Genomic DNA, 19,086 nt, shown 5'->3' with positions numbered 1-19,086 from the left:
TTTACTTTCCTAATAACTGCGCTAACCGTACTTTCAGCTGCGCGCGAGAAATTTTAATATTACCCTGCTGCCACGGTTCGGATTCCAAAGGCAAATAACGCACAGGCTGCTTAAACTTTTCTAACTTATCCGCCAGCCAAAGTGTTAAATTTTCGACCGCACTTTGACTGAAATTATCCTTAAATTTGATCATTGCCAGCGGACGCTGACCGAACTCGGCATCGTCAAGCGGCAAAATAAACACCTGCTCAACTTCATCATGGGTTAATATAACCCGCTCAATCTCTTCCGGTTGAATATTCTCACCACCGGAGACAAACATATTGTCCAACCGTCCGCTGACCACCAGCTCGTTATTCTGCCACAAACCTTTATCTTTTGTCTGTAACCAGCCTTGCGAATTAACAAGCGGCACGATGTCGCCCTGCCGCCAATAGCCCAGCGCCAGCCCGGCACCGCGCAGCCAGATCTCATCATTGACCAGACAGTACTCCCGCCCCGGCAGCGGCTGCCCGACGCCGTCTGAAGCATCACTAGGTTTGGCAAAAACGGTGGACGCCATTTCGGTCATGCCATAGCCGGAATAGGTACGAATTCCCAACGCCTGCGCACGGCGGGTGAGTTCCATCGGAATCTGGCTGCCGCCCAACAAAATATGGTGGGTGGAAAACGACCGCTCGTCATGTTGCGCCAAATACCCCAGCAAACGCTGTAACTGAGTCGGCACCAGCGATACGTGACTTGCCCGCAAGACGTCGGCATAAAAATCATCCCCGCTCAAATGCAACCGCGCACCGGCATGCAGCCAGCGCCAAACAATACCCTGACCGGACACATGATACAGCGGCAGCGACAATAGCCAGCTGCTGTGCGTATCGAATGCCATTAACTCGCATACGCCGCGCGCATTATCCAGATGCGCCTGCACATTATGCACCACCGCTTTCGGCATGCCGGAGGAACCGGAAGTCAGCGTCATCGTCGCCGGACGTTGAAAATCCGCCACCGGCGCAACAGCCGTACGGTGGTCATCCTGCCCGGCGGGTAAGTAAAGTGCGGTCAAATTCGGCAATGTTTCTGCCGAGGGTGAATAATAAAATTGGATCTGATTATCTTGACACAGCGTCAGCGCTTTTTGTTCCGGAAACGCCGGGTTAATGCCCAGCACCCGCGCGCCGCTTTGAATCGCCGCTAGATACAACAGCAATATGTGAAGATCATTTTTAGCCCATAGCGCGATGCCGCAACCCGGCGTAACGCCCTGTCGCCATAACGCGCAGGCATAGCAGTCGATAACATCCGCCAGTTGTGCCCAGTTAAACGACGCGCCTTGCCCGTCACGTAGCGCCGTTTTATGTCGGAACAATGTTGAATCGGCATATTGTCGCCAAGGAAATAGCATGGAAAATGCACCTAATCTGCAAGATTAATTTGCGGTGAAAAAAGCTCTAACTTCATCAATCAACGCCTCCGGCAGGTGCATCGATTGCATCGCGCTTTCCAGCATTAGCATTTTGCGCCCGCTGTTGGTGTTGGTAATCACCCAGTAAGGCGTATCCGGGATCTGTTTAGGTTTGGTGTGATTGCCCGCCATTAATAATGTCGCCTCATCGCGAGCGAAATAAACGCGAGTTCGTCCCTGCAACGATTCCGTCGCCTGAGCGAAACTTTCGGGATTGGTGCGGTACAGCACGCGCAAAATGGCTAAAAAGCGAATCACCGCCTTGCTTTCCTGCAAAAAGATTTCCGATGCCAGCAGCGCGCGGACTTTCTCGACAATCTGTAAAATCGCCTCATCAGATTGTTTTTTCGGCGCCGGCGCAGTATGTTCCGCTTGATTCGGCGGGGTCACTACAGTATCGCGTTCGTGCACAGGCGTATTTTCGCTCGTCGCCGGTCGGTTAAAAACGCGCTCATTGTTGACCGCACTTTTAGCGGAGGAAAAATTCAGCAAACGGCGCAGAATATCCGAGGCACTTTCGCCAATAGATTGCGTCTGACCGGCAATATATTGATAAAGTTCTTCATCCACTTCGATTATTTTCATTTTTTCTCCCCACTCGCTTGATCTATTTACGCTTTTGCAACATTATAACGACTTATTTACAAATACTCTATGCAAAAATTATGTCGCAGCAAAATTTACTGAATTTCGAATTTAATCAATTAAAACAATCGACTATCAAGCCGACACTAGTTTTTATTCATGGTTTGTTCGGTGATATGAACAATCTGGGCGTGATCGCCCGCGCCTTTGCCGACAACTATCCGATTCTGCGCATTGATTTGCGCAATCATGGACACAGTTTTCACAGCGATGACATGACTTATCCGCTGTTGGCGCAGGATTTACTGACGCTTCTTGAACATCTGCAACTCAATAAAGTGATTTTAATCGGTCATTCCATGGGCGGTAAAACAGCCATGAGCGCGGCGGCATTACGCCCCGACATGGTGGAAAAACTGGTTGTGATTGATATTGCACCGGTGCGCTACAACAATCACGGGCATGATAGCGTATTCGCCGGATTATTCGCGGTAAAACAGGCGTTGGCGCAAACCCGTCAGCAGGCAAAGCCGATTCTGGCGCAGCATATTGCACAGGAAAGCGTTCGCCAGTTTATGCTAAAATCATTCGACGCCCATTCGCCCGACCGTTTTCGCTTTAATCTGACCGCACTTTATGCCAATTATGCCAACTTGATGGACTGGCATGCGGTAAGTGTCAATCAACCGACGTTATTTATTAAAGGCGGTCTATCCGACTATATTTTGCCCCAATATCGCGACGACATTACAGCGCAGTTTCCACACGTCAGCGCATTTACCATCAATGGCAGCGGACACTGGGTACACGCAGAAAAACCGGAGGCGGTCATCCGCGCCATACGGCGCTTCTTATCCTGATTCGGGTTGTGTGAATAGGGTTTAAATCCCCCTTGAATTATGTTATAGTTCGCCCAATCTTAGCGTTGTAGCTTATCATTCTCAATTAGCTGCGTGTTGAATAATTTCAGTAGGTTGGAAAATGGCAAAACAAGATGCCGACTGCATAACTTTAGATCTGTTTGCTAACACGCCGAGAGTGGGACGCCCGCGAACCAATCCACTGAGCCGCGAGCAGCAAATCCGTATTAATAAACGCAATCAGCTTAGACGCGATAAATCTAGCGGCTTAAAGCGGGTCGAGTTGAAATTGCATACCGATTTGGTGCAGAAACTGGAACAGTTGGCGTCCGTTCAGGGAGTGAGTCGTGCGGATCTCATCGTAACGATTTTACAAAATCATTTTAATATTAAGGAAAACAGGTAATAAACATGGCTATCGTTGGTTTATTTTATGGTAGTGATACTGGCAACACCGAAAATGTTGCCAAGATGATTCAAAAACAACTGGGCGCTGAAATCGTCGATATCCGCGATATTGCCAAAAGCACCAAAGAAGATATTGAAGCCTATGATTTTCTGATGATCGGGATTCCGACATGGTATTACGGCGAGGCGCAATGCGACTGGGATGACTTTTTCCCGACGCTGGAAGAAATTGATTTCACCGATAAATTAGTCGCCATTTTCGGTTGCGGCGATCAGGAAGACTACGCCGACTATTTCTGCGACGCAATGGGCACCGTACGCAATATTATTGAGCCGAAAGGCGCAATTATTGTCGGTAACTGGCCGACGGCAGGATACAATTTCGAATCATCACAGGCGTTGATTGACGACAATACCTTTGTCGGTCTGTGTATCGACGAAGATCGCCAGCCCGAATTAACGGCCGAGCGTGTGGAAAAATGGACTAAACAGGTTTACGATGAAATGTGTTTAGCGCAATTGGTTGAATAATCCGCTTAATCTCAAACAAGGGGCATTTTATGTCTGAAGAAAATATCAAATTACTAAAAAAGGCCGGCTTAAAAATCACCGAACCGCGTCTGACAATTTTAGCATTAATGCAAGAGCATGAAATGTCACATTTTTCTGCAGAAGACGTGTATAAAATGCTGCTGGAACGCGGCGAAGACATCGGTCTTGCCACGGTATATCGCGTATTGAACCAGTTCGACGAAGCGAATATTCTGACGCGTCACAATTTTGAAGGAAATAAATCCGTATTTGAGCTGGCACCGACCGAACACCATGACCACATTATTTGTGTGGATTGCGGTAAAGTGTTTGAATTCAATGATGAAATTATTGAAAAACGGCAACGTGAAATCAGCGCCGAACACGGCATTAAATTAAAAACCCACAGCCTGTATTTATACGGCAAATGCAGTGATATTGAACATTGCGACGAAAACAATAAAAAATGATTAAATACAAAGGACGCCGACGCGTCCTTTGATTTTATTGGCACTGTGCCGTTTATTGCGGTTTAAATGTCGCCATATAATTACAACTAACATCCTTATTCAAGTAAAAATTGCCGCTTAACGGATTATAGTGATAACCTGTCATATCACAGCATTCCAGTGCCTGCGCATCGGTCCATGCCAATAATTCCGCCGAACGGATAAATTTAGCATAATCATGGGTGCCTTGCGGCAGCATTTTCAGAATGTACTCCGCGCCCACCACAACCAACATTCGGGCTTTAAAGGTACGATTGATGGTGGATAAAAACAATATGCCATCCGGTTTCAATAAATGTTTACAACTGCCGATTACCGAGGCGGGTTGCGGCACATGTTCCAGCATTTCCATGCAGGTGATCACATCAAATTTCTCTGCGCCAAGTGCGGTCTGTTTTTGCCGAAAATCTTCCACTGTGGTTTGCTGATAATCAATCTGTAAACCGTTTTCCCGGCTATGTTGTCGGGCAACCGCTAACGGCGCCGCCGACATATCGATTCCCGTCACCTGTGCGCCTTGCTCTGCCATACTTTCGGACAAAATCCCGCCGCCGCAGCCCACATCCAACACCCGTTTGCCAAACAACCCGTTTGCCTGCCGCAAAATATAGTCCAAACGCAGCGGATTCAGGCGGTGAATCGGTTTAAAATCCCCTTGCGGATCCCACCAGCTGTCCGCCATTTTTTCAAATTTGTCCAATTCCTGCGGATCAAGATTCTGCATCGTTAACCTTCTGATAATTAAAATAGAAATAATGCGGTATTATTCCTCAAGTGCGGTAAAAATTCACTATAAAATTTGCGGAACATTAGAGGAACAATAGAAATTATGCTATAATTCCGCCAGTTTTTTACCATATTAGGAAGACCTGAATGACTGATTTAGTCCCAAACGTTACGCCTGTCAGTATCGAAGAAGAATTAAAATCTTCATATCTTGATTATGCGATGTCCGTGATTGTCGGACGTGCCTTACCCGACGTACGAGACGGCTTAAAGCCCGTACACCGCCGCGTGCTGTTCTCCATGGATCAAAGCGGTATCACGCATAACAAAGCCTATGTCAAATCCGCACGCGTAGTGGGTGATGTGATCGGTAAATATCACCCGCACGGCGACAGCGCAGTATATGATACTATCGTGCGTATGGCGCAGCCTTTCTCGCTGCGCTACATGTTGGTGGACGGGCAGGGCAACTTCGGCTCGGTGGACGGCGATGCGCCGGCGGCGATGCGTTATACCGAAGTGCGGATGCAAAAAATCACCCAGGAATTACTTACCGATTTAGACAAAGAAACCGTGGATTTCTCGCCGAACTATGACGGCAAAGAAATGATCCCCGATGTTCTGCCAACCAAAATCCCCGCCTTATTGGTGAATGGTTCATCCGGTATCGCGGTCGGAATGGCAACCAATATTCCGCCGCATAATTTAGGTGAAGTGCTGGACGGCTGTCTGGCATATCTCGACAACGAAGAGATCAGTATCGATGAGTTGATGCAATACATTCCCGGTCCGGACTTCCCTACTGCGGCACTGATCAACGGTCGTAAAGGTATTGAGGAAGCCTATAAAACCGGGCGCGGCAAGGTTTATGTGCGGGCCAAAGCTGAAATTGAAACCAACGACAAAGGTCGCGAAACCATTATCGTGACCGAAATTCCTTATCAGGTCAATAAAGCCAGATTAGTGGAAAAAATCGCCGAACTGGTGCGGGATAAAAAAATCGAGGGTATCAGCAATGTGCTGGATGTCTCCAACAAGGAAGGCTTTCGCATTGAGATCGAAGTAAAACGCGATGCCGTCGGTGAAGTGGTATTGAATCATCTCTATGCGCTGACCCAAATGCAGGTGACCTTCGGAATTAATATGGTGGCGCTGGATCACGGTCAACCGAAACTGTTTAATCTGAAACAGATTATCAGCGCTTTCGTGAAACATCGTCGCGAAGTGATAACCCGTCGCACCGTCTTCGAACTGCGCAAAGCCCGTGAGCGCGCACATATTTTGGAAGGGCTGGCAATCGCCTTAGCCAATATTGACCCGGTGATCGAACTTATTCGCGCCTCCAAAACCGCCGATGAAGCGCGCGAAGGATTACTCTCGCGCAGCTGGGATTTAGGCAATGTGCGGGCGATGTTGGATGCCGCTGGAGAAAATGCCTCCCGCCCGGAAGACCTTGACGAACAGTTTGGTGTCAGAGACGGTCAATACTATCTTTCCGAAGAACAGGCGCGCGCCATTTTAGACTTGCGCCTACAACGCCTAACCGGTCTGGAACATGAGAAAATCGTCAACGAATATCAAGATATTCTGCATGAAATCAGCGAACTGTTACGTATTCTGAACAGCAGCGAACGCTTAAAAGAAGTACTGCGCGAAGAGCTGGAACGGGTAAAACAGGAATTTAACGATCCACGCCGCACCGAAATTACCGCGGCGTCTGGCGATATTAATTTGGAAGATCTGATCGCGCAGGAAGATGTGGTCGTCACCCTGTCGCACGAAGGTTATGTAAAATATCAGCCGTTAACCGACTACGAAGCACAGCGTCGCGGTGGTAAAGGCAAATCGGCGACCAAAATGAAAGAAGAGGATTTCATCGAGCGCCTGCTGGTTGCCAATACCCATGACACAATCCTATGTTTCTCCAGCCGCGGTCGCTTATACTGGCTGAAAGTCTATCAACTGCCGCAAGCCAGCCGCGGTGCGCGCGGTCGTCCGATAGTCAATATCCTGCCGCTGGAAGACAATGAGCGCATCACCGCAATTCTGCCGGTTTCCGCTTACGAAGAAAATCAATTCGTGGTCATGGCGACCGCCGGCGGTATCGTCAAGAAAACTGCGTTGACCGAATTCAGCCGCCCGCGTTCAAATGGGATTATTGCACTGAATCTACGTGACGAAGACGAACTGATCGGGGTAGATATTACCGACGGCAGTAATGAAATCATGCTGTTCTCCTCACAAGGGCGCGTAGTGCGCTTCGACGAAAACGCAGTGCGCGCGATGGGGCGTTCGGCAACGGGTGTCCGCGGTATAAAACTGGCCTTAAGCAATGAGCCGTCGGAGGAAGAAAGTGCGGTCGAAAATGACGAGATTTCCGAGGATAACGGCGACGAGCGTTTGGATTTGAATATCGATAAAGTCGTTTCGTTAGTCGTACCGAAAAATGGCGGCGCAATTTTAACCGCAACCCAAAACGGTTACGGAAAACGTACTAATCTGGAAGAATACCCTGCCAAATCGCGCAACACCAAAGGCGTGATTTCCATTAAAGTCAGCGAGCGCAACGGTAAAGTAGTCGCCGCTACACAGGTAGAAGAAAACGATCAGATTATGCTGATTACCGATGCCGGCACCCTAGTCAGAACCCGTGTCAGTGAAGTCAGCGTGGTCGGGCGTAATACGCAGGGCGTGCGCCTTATTCGTACCGTCGAAAACGAACAGCTGGTCAGCTTAGAACGGGTCTGCGATGTCGATGACGACGAAGAATCGGTGCCAGAAAGTGCGGTCGAAAATTCGCAAGAATAACGCGCTCAAAAAATTCGACTGCTCTCAATGAGCACTTAATAATCCGGTTAATATATTAATCGGATTATTTTTTTATGATACAACAACGGCTCTTCCGAATGACTTCCTATCGTTCTTAATGCTATAGCTTGACCGATTTTATTGATAAAAAAAGATTTTTCTCTTGGGTTCGAATGCTAAACAGAAAAATACGATAAATTTTAACCGCACTTGCAAATAATTACACCTAAATAAGGTAACAGTGGCGTCGTCGCGTCTGCCATCATCGGGCGGTGACAATTTAGCAATCACGTTGAGTCGGGCTTAGTATTTAAGGCGTGTTTACTCTCCGAAAGCTCTAACAACAAAAAACCACTGATAAATTCAACTGATTACCGTCAAATTTATCAGTGGTAAAAGAAATATATTAAAAATAACGTTTACCGTTGTGTTTCGACCGCTTCAAGGGCGCGTAGGGCGTAGGTGTAAGCGGCGCCGGCATTTAGAGAGATCGCGGTGGCCAATGCGCCGGCGATTTCGCTTTCCGTTGCGCCGGCTTTGGCTGCTGCAGCGGCATGTACGCTGATACAACTTTCACAGCGTGTGGTAATCGCGACTGCCAGTGCAATCAGCTCTCTGGTTTTGGCATCCAATGCTTCCGCCGCGGCTGCCTGTTCGAGGCTGCCGTAAGCCTGTAGCATTTTAGGGTGATTTTTACCCAATTCACCGAACGCTTTTTTAACCAATGCGGTATGTTGTTGCCAATCTTTAAACATAAATTTTCTCCTGTTGTATAAAAAACGATGTTATTATTATGCAAATTCAGCGGTAAATCTCGTCAAATCGTATCAATTCATCGTCAAATATTATGGATATTCTTGAACAACTCATTTCATTGGCACAGATTTCAGGGCATTTGGATATTCAATGCCGTTTACAAGGCAGCTGGTATCTACGGCATGAACCGAAAACCGCATGCGGTATTGCGCACATCGTTACGCAAGGCAGCGGTTATCTGCAAATCGACGGTCAACAGCAACCGCACTTCGTGAAAAGCGGTGATGTGATTTTCTTCCCGCGTTCAATCGGACATACTCTCACTGATCAGCCGAATACGACGGCGCGTAAAATTATTCCGCAAACCGGTCGTAACGGCGCGTTTATCCTCAAACACTGCGGCGAGACCAGTGCGGATTTTAGCCTCTTCTGCGCCCGTTTTGAATATGAGCGGCAAGCGGAATTAATCAGCAATTTGCCGGAATATATTTTTCTGCATATTGATGCGCAACATATATTAACGCCGATCATTCAGCTATTACACAACGAAGCCGCCCGCCCTGCGATGGGCGCGACATTGGTGACAAATGCGCTTTCCGTTGTGTTGCTGGTTTCGATCCTGCGCGCCTATTTGCAGCAGCATAATGTGACGCTGAGCGGCACGCTGAACGGCTGGCAAGACCGACGCTTGCAGCGTTTAATTCAAGCGATATTGGCACACCCCGAACAAGACTGGTCCGTTGAACGCATGAGCACTATCGCCAATCTGTCACGGGCGCAGCTGATGCGCGTGTTCAAGCAACAAATGGCTATCAGCCCGCATGCCTTTGTACACAAAATCCGTTTACAAAATGCGGCGTTGTTACTCAAACGGAGTAATGAATCCATTCTGTCAATTGCGCTTACCAGTGGGTTTCAATCCGAAACTCACTTCGGTAAAGCGTTTAAAAAATATTATGGCTTAACGCCGGGACATTATCGAAAATTGAAAAAATAATAGCGCACTTTAAAAAAACCAGCTGTCATGTATAGCCGTATGATTATTTGGTTTTCTTTCTTATTTTTCAGCTAAATAGCTTTCGTTTAAACGGGCTTTCAATCATCACCGCCGCATCATTTTGTGCCAGGAATGGCGCGCTAAGCCGCGCATACCCCGATTTCAGTAAATACGCTGAACATAATAGTTGATATAATTAGTCAGTTATTTGATATAGCACCTGTTGAAATTTAGCAATGATAATGAATAAGGAGTGATCTATGGGACAATATAAAAAACTCTGGTACACCTTAGTCGCCGTATTGATCGGGGCGTTCTCGATTCTGGGCTACTACGGGTTTGAAATCTACCGCGAGGCGCCGCCTATTCCGGAAAAATATGTTACGGAAAACGGCGAAACACTATTTACCAAAGCCGATATTTTACACGGTCAAACCGCATGGCAAACCACCGGTGGTATGCAGCTCGGTTCGGTCTGGGGGCACGGCGCTTATCAAGCTCCGGACTGGACAGCCGATTGGCTACACCGCGAATTAGTCAATTGGCTGGATATCGTAGCAAATAAAGAATTTGGTAAACCCTTTGCCGATTTAAGCGAAGATCAGCAAACCTTGCTGAAAGCCCATTTAGTCAAAGAATATCGCAAGAGTAAAGTGGATGAAAACGGCGAAGTCGTGATTTCTGCCGACCGTTTACAGGCGCTCAACCAAACCGCACAATATTATATTAATTTATATGGCGACGAACCGACTTTGCACGATACGCGTGAAAATTTCGCCATGAAAGAAAACACCCTGCCGAATCTGCAAGACCGTCAGGATCTGGCGCGTTTCTTCTTCTGGACGGCATGGACCGCATCCGCCGAACGTCCAAACACTGATGCCACCTACACAAACAACTGGCCGCACGAACCGTTGATTAATAACGTACCGACCGCGGAAAACATTATCTGGTCTATCGCCAGCGTGGTGTTCCTGATTGCCGGTATCGGTGCAATGGTTTGGATTTGGTCGTTCAAACGACGTGAAGACGAAAAAGATCCGACACCGCCAAGCGTCGATCCGCTCAGTAAAATTGCGCTGACGCCTTCACAACAAGCCTTAAGTAAATATTTGTTTACCGTATTGGCATTATTTATCGCACAAATCAGCTTCGGCGCGATTTTGGCGCACTATACCGTGGAAGGACAGGAATTTTACGGTCTCAATATTTCCGAATGGTTCCCGTATTCATTGATCAGAACTTGGCATATTCAAGCCGCACTGTTCTGGATTGCGATGGCATTTCTGGCCGGCGGACTATTCCTCGCCCCGATTATTAACGGCGGTAAAGATCCGAAATTCCAGAAACTAGGGGTCGATGTATTATTCTGGGCGCTGGTTGTGCTGGTTATCGGTTCTTTTAGCGGCAGCTTCCTTGCCATTTCCCACATGCTCCCACAAAAGCTCAGCTTCCTGTTCGGTCATCAAGGTTACGAATACATTGACTTGGGGCGTTTCTGGCAAGCGGTCAAATTCGCCGGTATCCTGTTCTGGCTGGTATTAATGCTGCGCGGCACCATTAACGCATTCAGACAACCGGGCGATAAAAACCTGCTGGCATTATTCTTTGCCTCCGTCATTGCGATTGGTTTGTTCTACGGCCCGGCACTGTTCTACGGCGAACATACGCATTTATCCGTCATGGAATACTGGCGCTGGTGGGTGGTGCATTTATGGGTGGAAGGCTTCTTTGAAGTTTTCTCCGTCGCGGCGCTGGCCTTTATTTTCGTCAACCTCGGGCTGGTTTCGCAACGCACGGCGACGGTGTCCACCATCGCCGCCGCCGCAATTTTCTTAATCGGCGGTATTCCGGGCACTTTCCACCACATTTATTTCTCTGGCGCAACAACACCGATTATTGCCGTCGGCGCTTCATTCTCCGCACTGGAAGTGGTGCCGTTAGTCCTGCTCGGTTATGAGGCTTGGGAACATTGGTCCATGCAAAACAAAGCGCCGTGGATGAAACGTCTACAATGGCCAATTTACTGTTTTGTGGCGGTCGCCTTTTGGAATATGTTGGGTGCCGGCGTCTTCGGGTTCTTAATCAATCCACCGATTTCGCTGTACTACATTCAGGGGCTAAACACCACACCGGTGCATGCTCACGCCGCGTTATTCGGGGTGTACGGTTTTCTGGCGCTCGGTTTTTCGTTCCTTATCGCGCGCTATCTACGCCCGAATGCAGCATTTAACGATCGCTTAATGAAATTCGGCTTCTGGGGATTAAATCTGGGGCTAGTTTTAATGATCTTCACCAGCTTGTTGCCAATCGGCTTAGTCCAAGCGTTCGCCAGCATGAAAGAAGGTCTATGGTATGCCCGCAGCGAAGCATTTATGCAGCAACCGCTGTTTGAAACGCTGCGCTGGGTGCGTATGATCGGCGATATGATTTTTATCCTCGGTGGTTTAGCCTTCTTCTGGCAAATGATCTTGTTAATTTTTAATAAACATTCTGCTCGATAAGCACACTGAACCCGCCTCGGTTTAAATTAAACGGGGCGGGTTTAGGCTCAAAGTGCGGTCAAATTTTAGCGTATTTTTGATGCGCAAACACACCAAAAAACGCCCCAACCTTTCGTTGCGCTGGCAACACTGTGATAAAAAACACTGAAAAAATTGACCGCACTTTTTGTGCATAAGCGCACACACAGAAACGGTGCCATTGTCCAATGTGATGAAAAACGTTCGGTTCAGTTTAATGCATGTGGTCAGACAAGTTAATGGCGGTTGTTGTTTAATTTTGTGATCTTTCCCACAGTCTATTAAAAAATTTGCCGCTTTCTTGGATTAACCGTTTGCAAAGGGAAAACATTTACATTATTGTTACATTCTTATTATAACCATGTAATATTAATAACAACAAAAAGAGGTAAGACCCATGATTATTTCATCAGCCAACGACTATCGTGAAGCCGCACGCCGTCGCGTGCCGCCGTTTATGTTTCACTATGCTGATGGCGGTTCCTATGCGGAACAAACCTTAAAACGCAATGTGACCGATCTGGAAAATATCGCGCTCAGACAACGCGTATTAAAGGATATGTCGCAACTGAATACCGAAATTGAGCTGTTCGGCGAAAAACTGTCCATGCCCGCCGTGCTGGCGCCGGTAGGTGCGCTCGGTATGTATGCGCGCCGTGGTGAAGTGCAAGCCGCCAAAGGCGCTGCCAACAGAAATATTCCGTTTACCCTTTCCACTGTGTCAATCTGCCCGATCGAAGAAGTGGCGCCGGCGATTAACCGTCCAATGTGGTTTCAGCTGTATGTGCTGAAAGACCGAGGATTTATGCGTAATGCCCTTGAACGCGCCAAAGCGGCGGGCTGTTCTACGCTGGTGTTCACCGTCGATATGCCGACCCCGGGCGCCCGTTATCGTGATATGCACTCCGGCATGAGCGGTCCGTACAAAGAAATTCGCCGTGTTATTCAAGGCGCAACACATCCGTTCTGGGCATGGGATGTGGGCATTAAAGGCAAACCGCATACACTGGGCAATGTTTCCCAATATATGGGTAAACAAATCGGCTTGGATGATTACATCGGCTGGCTGACGGAAAACTTTGACCCGTCTATTTCATGGAAAGATTTGGAATGGATTCGTGAATTCTGGGACGGTCCGATGATCATCAAAGGTATTTTGGATCCGAAAGACGCTAAAGACGCCGTACTGTTCGGCGCAGACGGCATCGTTGTGTCAAATCACGGCGGTCGTCAGTTGGACGGTGTATTGTCCAGCGCGCGCGCTCTTCCTCCGATTGCGGAAGCGGTGAAAGGTGAGATCAAAATTTTAGCCGATTCCGGTGTCCGCAACGGTCTGGATATCGTCAGAATGATCGCGCTCGGGGCAGATGCCTGCATGCTCGGACGCTCTTACGTTTACGCGCTCGGTGCCGCCGGTCAAGCCGGCGTGGAAAATATGCTGGATATTTTCCAAAAAGAAATGCGCGTCGCCATGACGCTGACCAGCAATCAAAACATCAGTGATATTACGGCCGACGCCCTCGTGGACTTAAGCAAACTGTAATCTTACCGCAGTATAACGTAACGGCGTATGTAGCAGCATACGCCGTTTTGTTTTTAGACGAAAAACGCGCTTAATTTTACCCGCACTTTCTTTAACGTCGATATTATTGTATTAATTTTAAACAAATTGATGTTTTTTTACTTTAATGTTAAAGAAATATTGTGATTGTCGTCATATTTTTTAACAAAGATTCTACATAAAATTCAAAAACCCAATAGAATAAAACTCCATTTAATTTAATCTATTTATTGATGTCGCATGGAGTCTCTGTATGGCGCTTTTTTTAAGTATCTTTCCGATCATTCTGTTGATTTATTTAATGGTTAAACGCAATGCGTTACCCTCTTACGTGGCACTGCCTTGGATTGCCGCGGTCGTGTTTATCATTCAGCTTGTTTTCTTCGGTACCGATATTACTATCGTCAGTGCAAATATCGCTTCGGCGCTGATTGCGGTACAAACACCGATTACCGTTATTTTCGGCGCCATTTTGTTTAACCGTTTTTCCGAAATCTCCGGTGCGACGGATATTCTGCGTAAATGGTTGGGCAATATTAATCCGAACCCTGTTGCACAGATTATGATCATCGGCTGGGCATTCGCCTTTATGATCGAAGGCGCCAGCGGCTTTGGTACGCCGGCGGCGATTGCCGCACCGATTTTAGTGGGCTTGGGCTTCCCGGCGTTGAAAGTGGCGATGCTGGCATTGGTGATGAACTCCGTACCGGTGTCTTTCGGCGCGGTAGGCACGCCGACGTGGTTCGGCTTTGGACCGCTCAACCTGACTGAAAGCCAAATTCTTGAGATCGGCTCAATGTCCGCATTAATCCACAGTATCGCCGCTCTCGTTATTCCGCTGATGGCGCTGCGTTTTATCGTCAGCGGCAAAGAAATCCGTCAGAACCTGATATTTATTTACTTATCAGTATTTGCCTGCGTTATCCCCTATTTTCTGTTGGCGCAGATCAATTATGAATTTCCGGCATTGGTGGGCGGCGCGATCGGCTTGCTGGTCTCCATTTTTCTGGCTAACCGCGGCGTCGGGTTGGCAAAAACCGAAAATACCTTGGACGGCAATGCAGTCAGTGTCGGACAGGTGGTTAAAGCGCTATTTCCGACCGGTTTATTAATCGCGATCCTGATCGTTACCCGTTTGCAGCAGCTGCCGTTTAAAGCAATAATGAATGATGCCACATCGTTATTCAGCGTACAGCTCGGTTCGCTTGGCACTTTTGACATCAGCCGCGGCTTAATTTTCAGTTTGCAGAATATTTTCGCCACCTCAATCAATGCAAGCTATAAGCTGCTTTATGTGCCGGCACTGATCCCGTTTGTGATCACCGTGTTGATCGCCATTCCGGTGTTCGCGGTCAACGGCGCCAAAACCAAAGATATTTTTGTCGGCAGTTTCAAACAAAGCAAAAATCCGTTTTTCGCGCTGGTCGGGGCATTAATTATGGTGAATTTGATGTTAGTCGGCGGTGATCATTCCATGGTAAAAATCATCGGTAAAAGTTTTGCCGAAGCGACCGGCGAATACTGGACGGTTTTCGCCTCCTATCTGGGCGCTGTCGGCGCATTCTTCTCCGGCTCAAATACGGTATCCAACCTCACCTTCGGCAGCGTTCAGCTTTCTACCGCGGAACTCACCGGCTTATCGGCAACCCTGGTACTCGCGCTGCAATCCGTCGGCGGCGCCATGGGAAATATGGTGTGTATCAACAATATCGTCGCCGTTAGTTCGGTGCTGAATATGAATAATACGGAAGGTGCAATCATCAAACGCACGGTAGTACCGATGATTGTTTACGGCATTATCGCCGCGCTCAGCGCAATGGTCGTCATACCGCTGTTCTATCAGCTGTAATACTTCACGGGCGGTGCGTTATCCGCCCGTTAATTCATTGCATCCTAATTGTTGTGCGGCAGAATAATTCATAAAAACGATCCATTATTTGACCGCACTTTGATTACCGCTTTACTCCATTTCAGCACGCCAATACGTGCTTTGCCTATTTGATTTTTTGTGATGTTTAGCACAAAAAATCAACCAATTCCGATACTATTCGGCAAAATGTGTGCGACACCAATCAATTCCGTTCAGAATTTAGCCTGAGTGTGAGTTTCATCACAAAATAAAATTACTCCTATTTCAGTACTTGAATTTTTTCAGTTCTCTGACTATGCTTTGTTAGCTTTTATTGAGAATAATTATTATTTACATTATTAACAAAGGGAAATAAACATGGTCTTCAGAAACACCGAAAACTACCGAAAACTGATACTAACTGCCTTGCTTGTGGCGGTCAATACCACAAGTCACGCCCAAAAAGGCTCAGATCAGTTGGACGTCATTGAAGTCAAAAGCAGCAGCGAACAGCAAGACGAACAACGCAAAGACGAAGTCTATTTGCGCAATATTACCAATATGTATGCCGATAAAGAAACCGTCGAGCGGTATAAAGGCGCAACACCGGCGGATTTGTTTCAGGGGTTTAACGGCGTTTACAGCGGTGATGCGCGCAACAGCGGTGCGGTGGATCCGAATATCCGCGGCATTCAAGGCGAAGGGCGAATTCCGGTTACCATCGACGGTACAGAGCAGGCAATCACCACTTGGCGCGGCTATAACGGCGCCAATAACCGCAACTATCTTGATCCGAACCTAATCGCCGGTATTACCGTGGAAAAAGGACCGGATATCGCCTCCGGGAATGCTTCGGGTATCGGCGGCGCAATTAAAATGCGCACCATTGATGTGGACGATATTCTCAAGCCGGGACAACGGGTCGGCGCCGAATTAAAACTGGAAGCCAGCAATAATTCGGTGAAAGAACGTATTCCTGATTTCGATAACGGTAAGGATTGCCGTGAAACCGGACAATGTATTTTAGGTTTTTTCTCACCGCATGCGCTCATCAAACCGAAAACCAAAGGTTCGTGGGGGCATGACAATGCTATGCGTCTGGCAGTGGGGCTCAGAGAAGATAAATTTGATTTACTGGCTGCCTACAGCTATCGCAGCAAAGGCAACTATTTAGCGGGCAAAGGCGGCGCACATAATTACGAAGGAGACATTGATATCAAAGGCTCGGATATTTCCATTAAGCAAATGGAACCGAATCTGCCCTTTGCCGCCACCATATACCGCCCGCATACGGAAGTACCGAATACGTCCAGTCTGATGGAATCTTACTTGCTGAAAACCACAGTGCGACCGACTAAAACACAGCAAATCAAGCTGGGCTATCGCCATACTAAAACCACTTACGGCGAAATTATGCCTTCTCGTCTGGATTTCCGTAGCTTTCACGGGTTTATTCCGCAATGGCCGCTTTCCACTGTTAAGCAATCCGCATTGAATTTTGATTATGCCTACAATCCGGAGGATAACGACTGGCTCGATTTAAAACTGGGCTTGTGGTACACCCGCACCGATAGCCTGACCAACACCTCGGGCGGTAATCCACGCGAAATTAATGATCCGAAAGCCATATTACAGGATCCGGCATTTTACCAATGGTTTGCCATGACAAGCAGCTGCGTACAAGAACGGCAGGACTGGACAAGCGCGAATTCCGGCAGAGATGTGCTGATTGTCGATTACGCCTGTCTGCACCGCAACGGCGATCCGATTGTGCGACAACATCCGAATACGGGCAAATATACATTGGTCAACAGCGCACAAATGCAGGCGCATAACACTCGCCGCGGGGTGAATTTAAGCAATGTGATGAAGCTGACCGATAAACTGGATCTCACCTTTTCCGGCGCGCTGCAACGCGAACATTTAACCAGTTCTAACCCGGGCAAATCAAACCGTAACGACGGTTTTACCACCTACGAAGCCCCGCCGCGTCTCGGACGCCGGCAGGAATGGGACATCGCGCTCAATTTTCATTACCGACCAACCGACTGGCTGGCATTGACCGCCGGCGGACGTTACAACGAATACTGGTCTTATGATGATTATCTGGCGGAACTCCTGAATTCCGGTGAGCTTTCAACAGATACGATTACTGTAGGACAAGAAATTAACTACGATAGAGTACTCTCCAAAAAAGAATGGGATACTTATCTTAAAGCCAATGCAGATTTTCATAATTTAAACTCATCGGAAGAAAAACGAAACGAGGCATTACATACATTATTAAAAATGAATTGTTTTGGTCACTGCGAAAACGGTATCGTTAGTGAGAATAAAGCAATATCATGGCGTTATCATTCTGATGGACGCCTACACCGAGAAGACAATCCGTTTTATAACGGTACATTGAAAAACGAACTGGTCAAAAACCCCAAAACCGGCAAAACAGAATATAAATATCAAAAGAGAATAACAGGTCCAATTGAAGAAAAACTAAAAAAAGAAGAACTGTTGAAATCAGTGAAAAAACAACGCGGTCATGCCTTTTCTCCGGCATTTTCCGCCACCGCGTTTTTAACCGACCATTCCCGCGTTTATCTCCGCTATGTGCAATATGCCCGCATGCCGAGCATCTTTGAAACCACTATCGGTTTTTCTGCTAGCCCGGGAACTTCAGCACGCTTTAAAGATGCCAAACTGAAACCGGAAAAGGCACGCAATATCGAACTGGGCTACGCATACGATTTCGGTCACTGGTTCGCCACCCCCACCAAAGCGGATATTAAACTCAGTTACTACCACAATGTTACTAAAAACGTGATCGATCGGGATACCGAGTTCCGTTTCATACAGCTGGATAAACGCAAGTTGGAAGGTATTGAATTGCAGGCTCGTTATGACAACGGCGACTACTTTGCCGATCTGGGGTTTGAATATCATTTAAAAAATAAAGTTTGTGATGCCAATACCGCAGTAGAACTTGATCCTGTTGAATTACGCTTACCGAAATGTATGACCGGCGGTTTCCCGATGGGCTATCTGCGTACCCAGCTGCAACCGAAATATTCGATCAGCGCCAATATCGGCGGCCGTTTCTTTGAACGCAAACTGGAAATCGGCAGCCGCTGGCTGTACCACAGCAAGGCGGTGAATAAAGATGAACAACGGATCTATGAACAGGGACTTGATAAAAATAATACGTTCTGGAACTGGAATCGCCCGATGTCATGGCAGCCGGTACTGGTGGTGGATGCTTACATCCGCTATGCCTTTTCGCCAGATTTAAGTATTGAACTGACCGGCACCAATTTAACTGATCGCTATTATCTGGATCCGATGACCCGTTCCATGATTCCGGCACCGGGCAGAACCTTTAAACTAGGTCTAACGGCGAAATTTTAAGCAATGGAACGGCATAATTCCGTTGTTTAAAAAAGACAGCAAAACACTCGCTTGACCCGAATTTTGCTGTCTTGCAGCGCATACATCATGATGTATGCAATGATTACAAT

The 19,086-nt window shown here is 47.5% G+C and carries 14 protein-coding genes; 10 read left to right on the top strand and 4 right to left on the bottom strand.

Annotated elements, in window-relative coordinates:
• Position 1: 1 nt before the first annotated feature.
• Together menE and seqA are read right to left on the bottom strand one after the other, a co-directional pair.
• The gene (menE, locus tag BN3349_RS04370) at positions 2-1,402 is read right to left on the bottom strand and encodes an o-succinylbenzoate--CoA ligase (RefSeq protein ID WP_040976159.1); all 1,401 of its coding nucleotides are present in this window, start codon (positions 1,400-1,402) and stop codon (positions 2-4) included.
• Positions 1,403-1,426: 24 nt separating this feature from the next.
• The gene (gene seqA, locus BN3349_RS04365; RefSeq protein WP_040976158.1) at positions 1,427-2,047 is read right to left on the bottom strand and encodes a replication initiation negative regulator SeqA; all 621 of its coding nucleotides are present in this window, start codon (positions 2,045-2,047) and stop codon (positions 1,427-1,429) included.
• An 80-nt stretch (positions 2,048-2,127) separates the two neighbouring features.
• On the opposite strand from seqA, the gene BN3349_RS04360 reads away from it, so the two are divergent.
• The 4 genes from BN3349_RS04360 (at position 2,128) to fur (ending at position 4,316) form a co-directional block, all read left to right on the top strand.
• Entirely contained in the window at positions 2,128-2,907 is a 780-nt protein-coding gene (locus BN3349_RS04360) for an alpha/beta fold hydrolase (RefSeq protein WP_040976157.1), read from the top strand.
• A gap of 121 nt (positions 2,908-3,028) precedes the next feature.
• Positions 3,029-3,313, top strand: a complete 285-nt coding sequence (gene ybfE / locus BN3349_RS04355) for a LexA regulated protein (protein ID WP_040976156.1) — start codon at positions 3,029-3,031, stop codon at positions 3,311-3,313.
• A 5-nt stretch (positions 3,314-3,318) separates the two neighbouring features.
• Complete coding sequence (gene fldA, locus BN3349_RS04350) at positions 3,319-3,846, top strand: flavodoxin FldA (protein ID WP_040976155.1); 528 nt, start codon at positions 3,319-3,321, stop codon at positions 3,844-3,846.
• A 29-nt stretch (positions 3,847-3,875) separates the two neighbouring features.
• The gene (gene fur, locus BN3349_RS04345; protein WP_032108759.1) at positions 3,876-4,316 is read left to right on the top strand and encodes a ferric iron uptake transcriptional regulator; all 441 of its coding nucleotides are present in this window, start codon (positions 3,876-3,878) and stop codon (positions 4,314-4,316) included.
• A gap of 52 nt (positions 4,317-4,368) precedes the next feature.
• On the opposite strand, the gene ubiG is transcribed toward fur, so the two are convergent.
• Positions 4,369-5,079, bottom strand: a complete 711-nt coding sequence (ubiG, locus tag BN3349_RS04340; RefSeq protein WP_040976154.1) for a bifunctional 2-polyprenyl-6-hydroxyphenol methylase/3-demethylubiquinol 3-O-methyltransferase UbiG — start codon at positions 5,077-5,079, stop codon at positions 4,369-4,371.
• Between the two features lie 149 nt (positions 5,080-5,228).
• On the opposite strand from ubiG, the gene gyrA reads away from it, so the two are divergent.
• A complete protein-coding gene (gene gyrA, locus BN3349_RS04335; protein WP_040976153.1) occupies positions 5,229-7,889 on the top strand; it encodes a DNA topoisomerase (ATP-hydrolyzing) subunit A in 2,661 nt (886 codons plus the stop codon).
• Between the two features lie 419 nt (positions 7,890-8,308).
• Here gyrA and BN3349_RS04330 read toward each other — a convergent pair whose 3' ends face one another.
• The gene (locus BN3349_RS04330; RefSeq protein ID WP_032108756.1) at positions 8,309-8,644 is read right to left on the bottom strand and encodes a carboxymuconolactone decarboxylase family protein; all 336 of its coding nucleotides are present in this window, start codon (positions 8,642-8,644) and stop codon (positions 8,309-8,311) included.
• A gap of 92 nt (positions 8,645-8,736) precedes the next feature.
• On the opposite strand from BN3349_RS04330, the gene BN3349_RS04325 reads away from it, so the two are divergent.
• The 5 genes from BN3349_RS04325 (at position 8,737) to BN3349_RS04305 (ending at position 18,976) form a co-directional block, all read left to right on the top strand.
• Complete coding sequence (locus BN3349_RS04325; protein WP_040976152.1) at positions 8,737-9,642, top strand: cupin domain-containing protein; 906 nt, start codon at positions 8,737-8,739, stop codon at positions 9,640-9,642.
• 260 nt (positions 9,643-9,902) lie between these two features.
• The gene (locus BN3349_RS04320) at positions 9,903-12,146 is read left to right on the top strand and encodes a nitric-oxide reductase large subunit (protein WP_040976151.1); all 2,244 of its coding nucleotides are present in this window, start codon (positions 9,903-9,905) and stop codon (positions 12,144-12,146) included.
• A 415-nt stretch (positions 12,147-12,561) separates the two neighbouring features.
• Positions 12,562-13,707 carry an FMN-dependent L-lactate dehydrogenase LldD gene (gene lldD, locus BN3349_RS04315; RefSeq protein ID WP_040976150.1) on the top strand — a complete coding sequence of 382 codons (1,146 nt, stop codon included), beginning with the start codon at positions 12,562-12,564 and terminating at the stop codon, positions 13,705-13,707.
• A 271-nt stretch (positions 13,708-13,978) separates the two neighbouring features.
• Positions 13,979-15,574, top strand: a complete 1,596-nt coding sequence (locus BN3349_RS04310) for an L-lactate permease (protein ID WP_040976149.1) — start codon at positions 13,979-13,981, stop codon at positions 15,572-15,574.
• A gap of 378 nt (positions 15,575-15,952) precedes the next feature.
• Positions 15,953-18,976, top strand: a complete 3,024-nt coding sequence (locus tag BN3349_RS04305) for a TonB-dependent receptor domain-containing protein (protein ID WP_040976148.1) — start codon at positions 15,953-15,955, stop codon at positions 18,974-18,976.
• Positions 18,977-19,086: the final 110 nt, after the last annotated feature.

This window comes from Necropsobacter massiliensis (assembly GCF_000827595.2).
Classification (GTDB): domain Bacteria; phylum Pseudomonadota; class Gammaproteobacteria; order Enterobacterales; family Pasteurellaceae; genus Necropsobacter; species Necropsobacter massiliensis.
The sequence above is the reverse complement of the archived record's forward strand: the minus strand, read 5'-3'. Positions and strand labels throughout refer to the sequence as shown.

Coding starts and splice junctions, on each gene's coding strand:
- BN3349_RS04360 (WP_040976157.1), top strand. CDS start 2,128: ATGTCGCAGCAAAATTTACTGAATTTCGAATTTAATCAATTAAAACAA.
- menE (WP_040976159.1), bottom strand. CDS start 1,402: ATGCTATTTCCTTGGCGACAATATGCCGATTCAACATTGTTCCGACAT.
- BN3349_RS04330 (WP_032108756.1), bottom strand. CDS start 8,644: ATGTTTAAAGATTGGCAACAACATACCGCATTGGTTAAAAAAGCGTTC.
- fur (WP_032108759.1), top strand. CDS start 3,876: ATGTCTGAAGAAAATATCAAATTACTAAAAAAGGCCGGCTTAAAAATC.
- BN3349_RS04310 (WP_040976149.1), top strand. CDS start 13,979: ATGGCGCTTTTTTTAAGTATCTTTCCGATCATTCTGTTGATTTATTTA.
- ubiG (WP_040976154.1), bottom strand. CDS start 5,079: ATGCAGAATCTTGATCCGCAGGAATTGGACAAATTTGAAAAAATGGCG.
- BN3349_RS04325 (WP_040976152.1), top strand. CDS start 8,737: ATGGATATTCTTGAACAACTCATTTCATTGGCACAGATTTCAGGGCAT.
- ybfE (WP_040976156.1), top strand. CDS start 3,029: ATGGCAAAACAAGATGCCGACTGCATAACTTTAGATCTGTTTGCTAAC.
- gyrA (WP_040976153.1), top strand. CDS start 5,229: ATGACTGATTTAGTCCCAAACGTTACGCCTGTCAGTATCGAAGAAGAA.
- BN3349_RS04305 (WP_040976148.1), top strand. CDS start 15,953: ATGGTCTTCAGAAACACCGAAAACTACCGAAAACTGATACTAACTGCC.
- BN3349_RS04320 (WP_040976151.1), top strand. CDS start 9,903: ATGGGACAATATAAAAAACTCTGGTACACCTTAGTCGCCGTATTGATC.
- seqA (WP_040976158.1), bottom strand. CDS start 2,047: ATGAAAATAATCGAAGTGGATGAAGAACTTTATCAATATATTGCCGGT.
- lldD (WP_040976150.1), top strand. CDS start 12,562: ATGATTATTTCATCAGCCAACGACTATCGTGAAGCCGCACGCCGTCGC.
- fldA (WP_040976155.1), top strand. CDS start 3,319: ATGGCTATCGTTGGTTTATTTTATGGTAGTGATACTGGCAACACCGAA.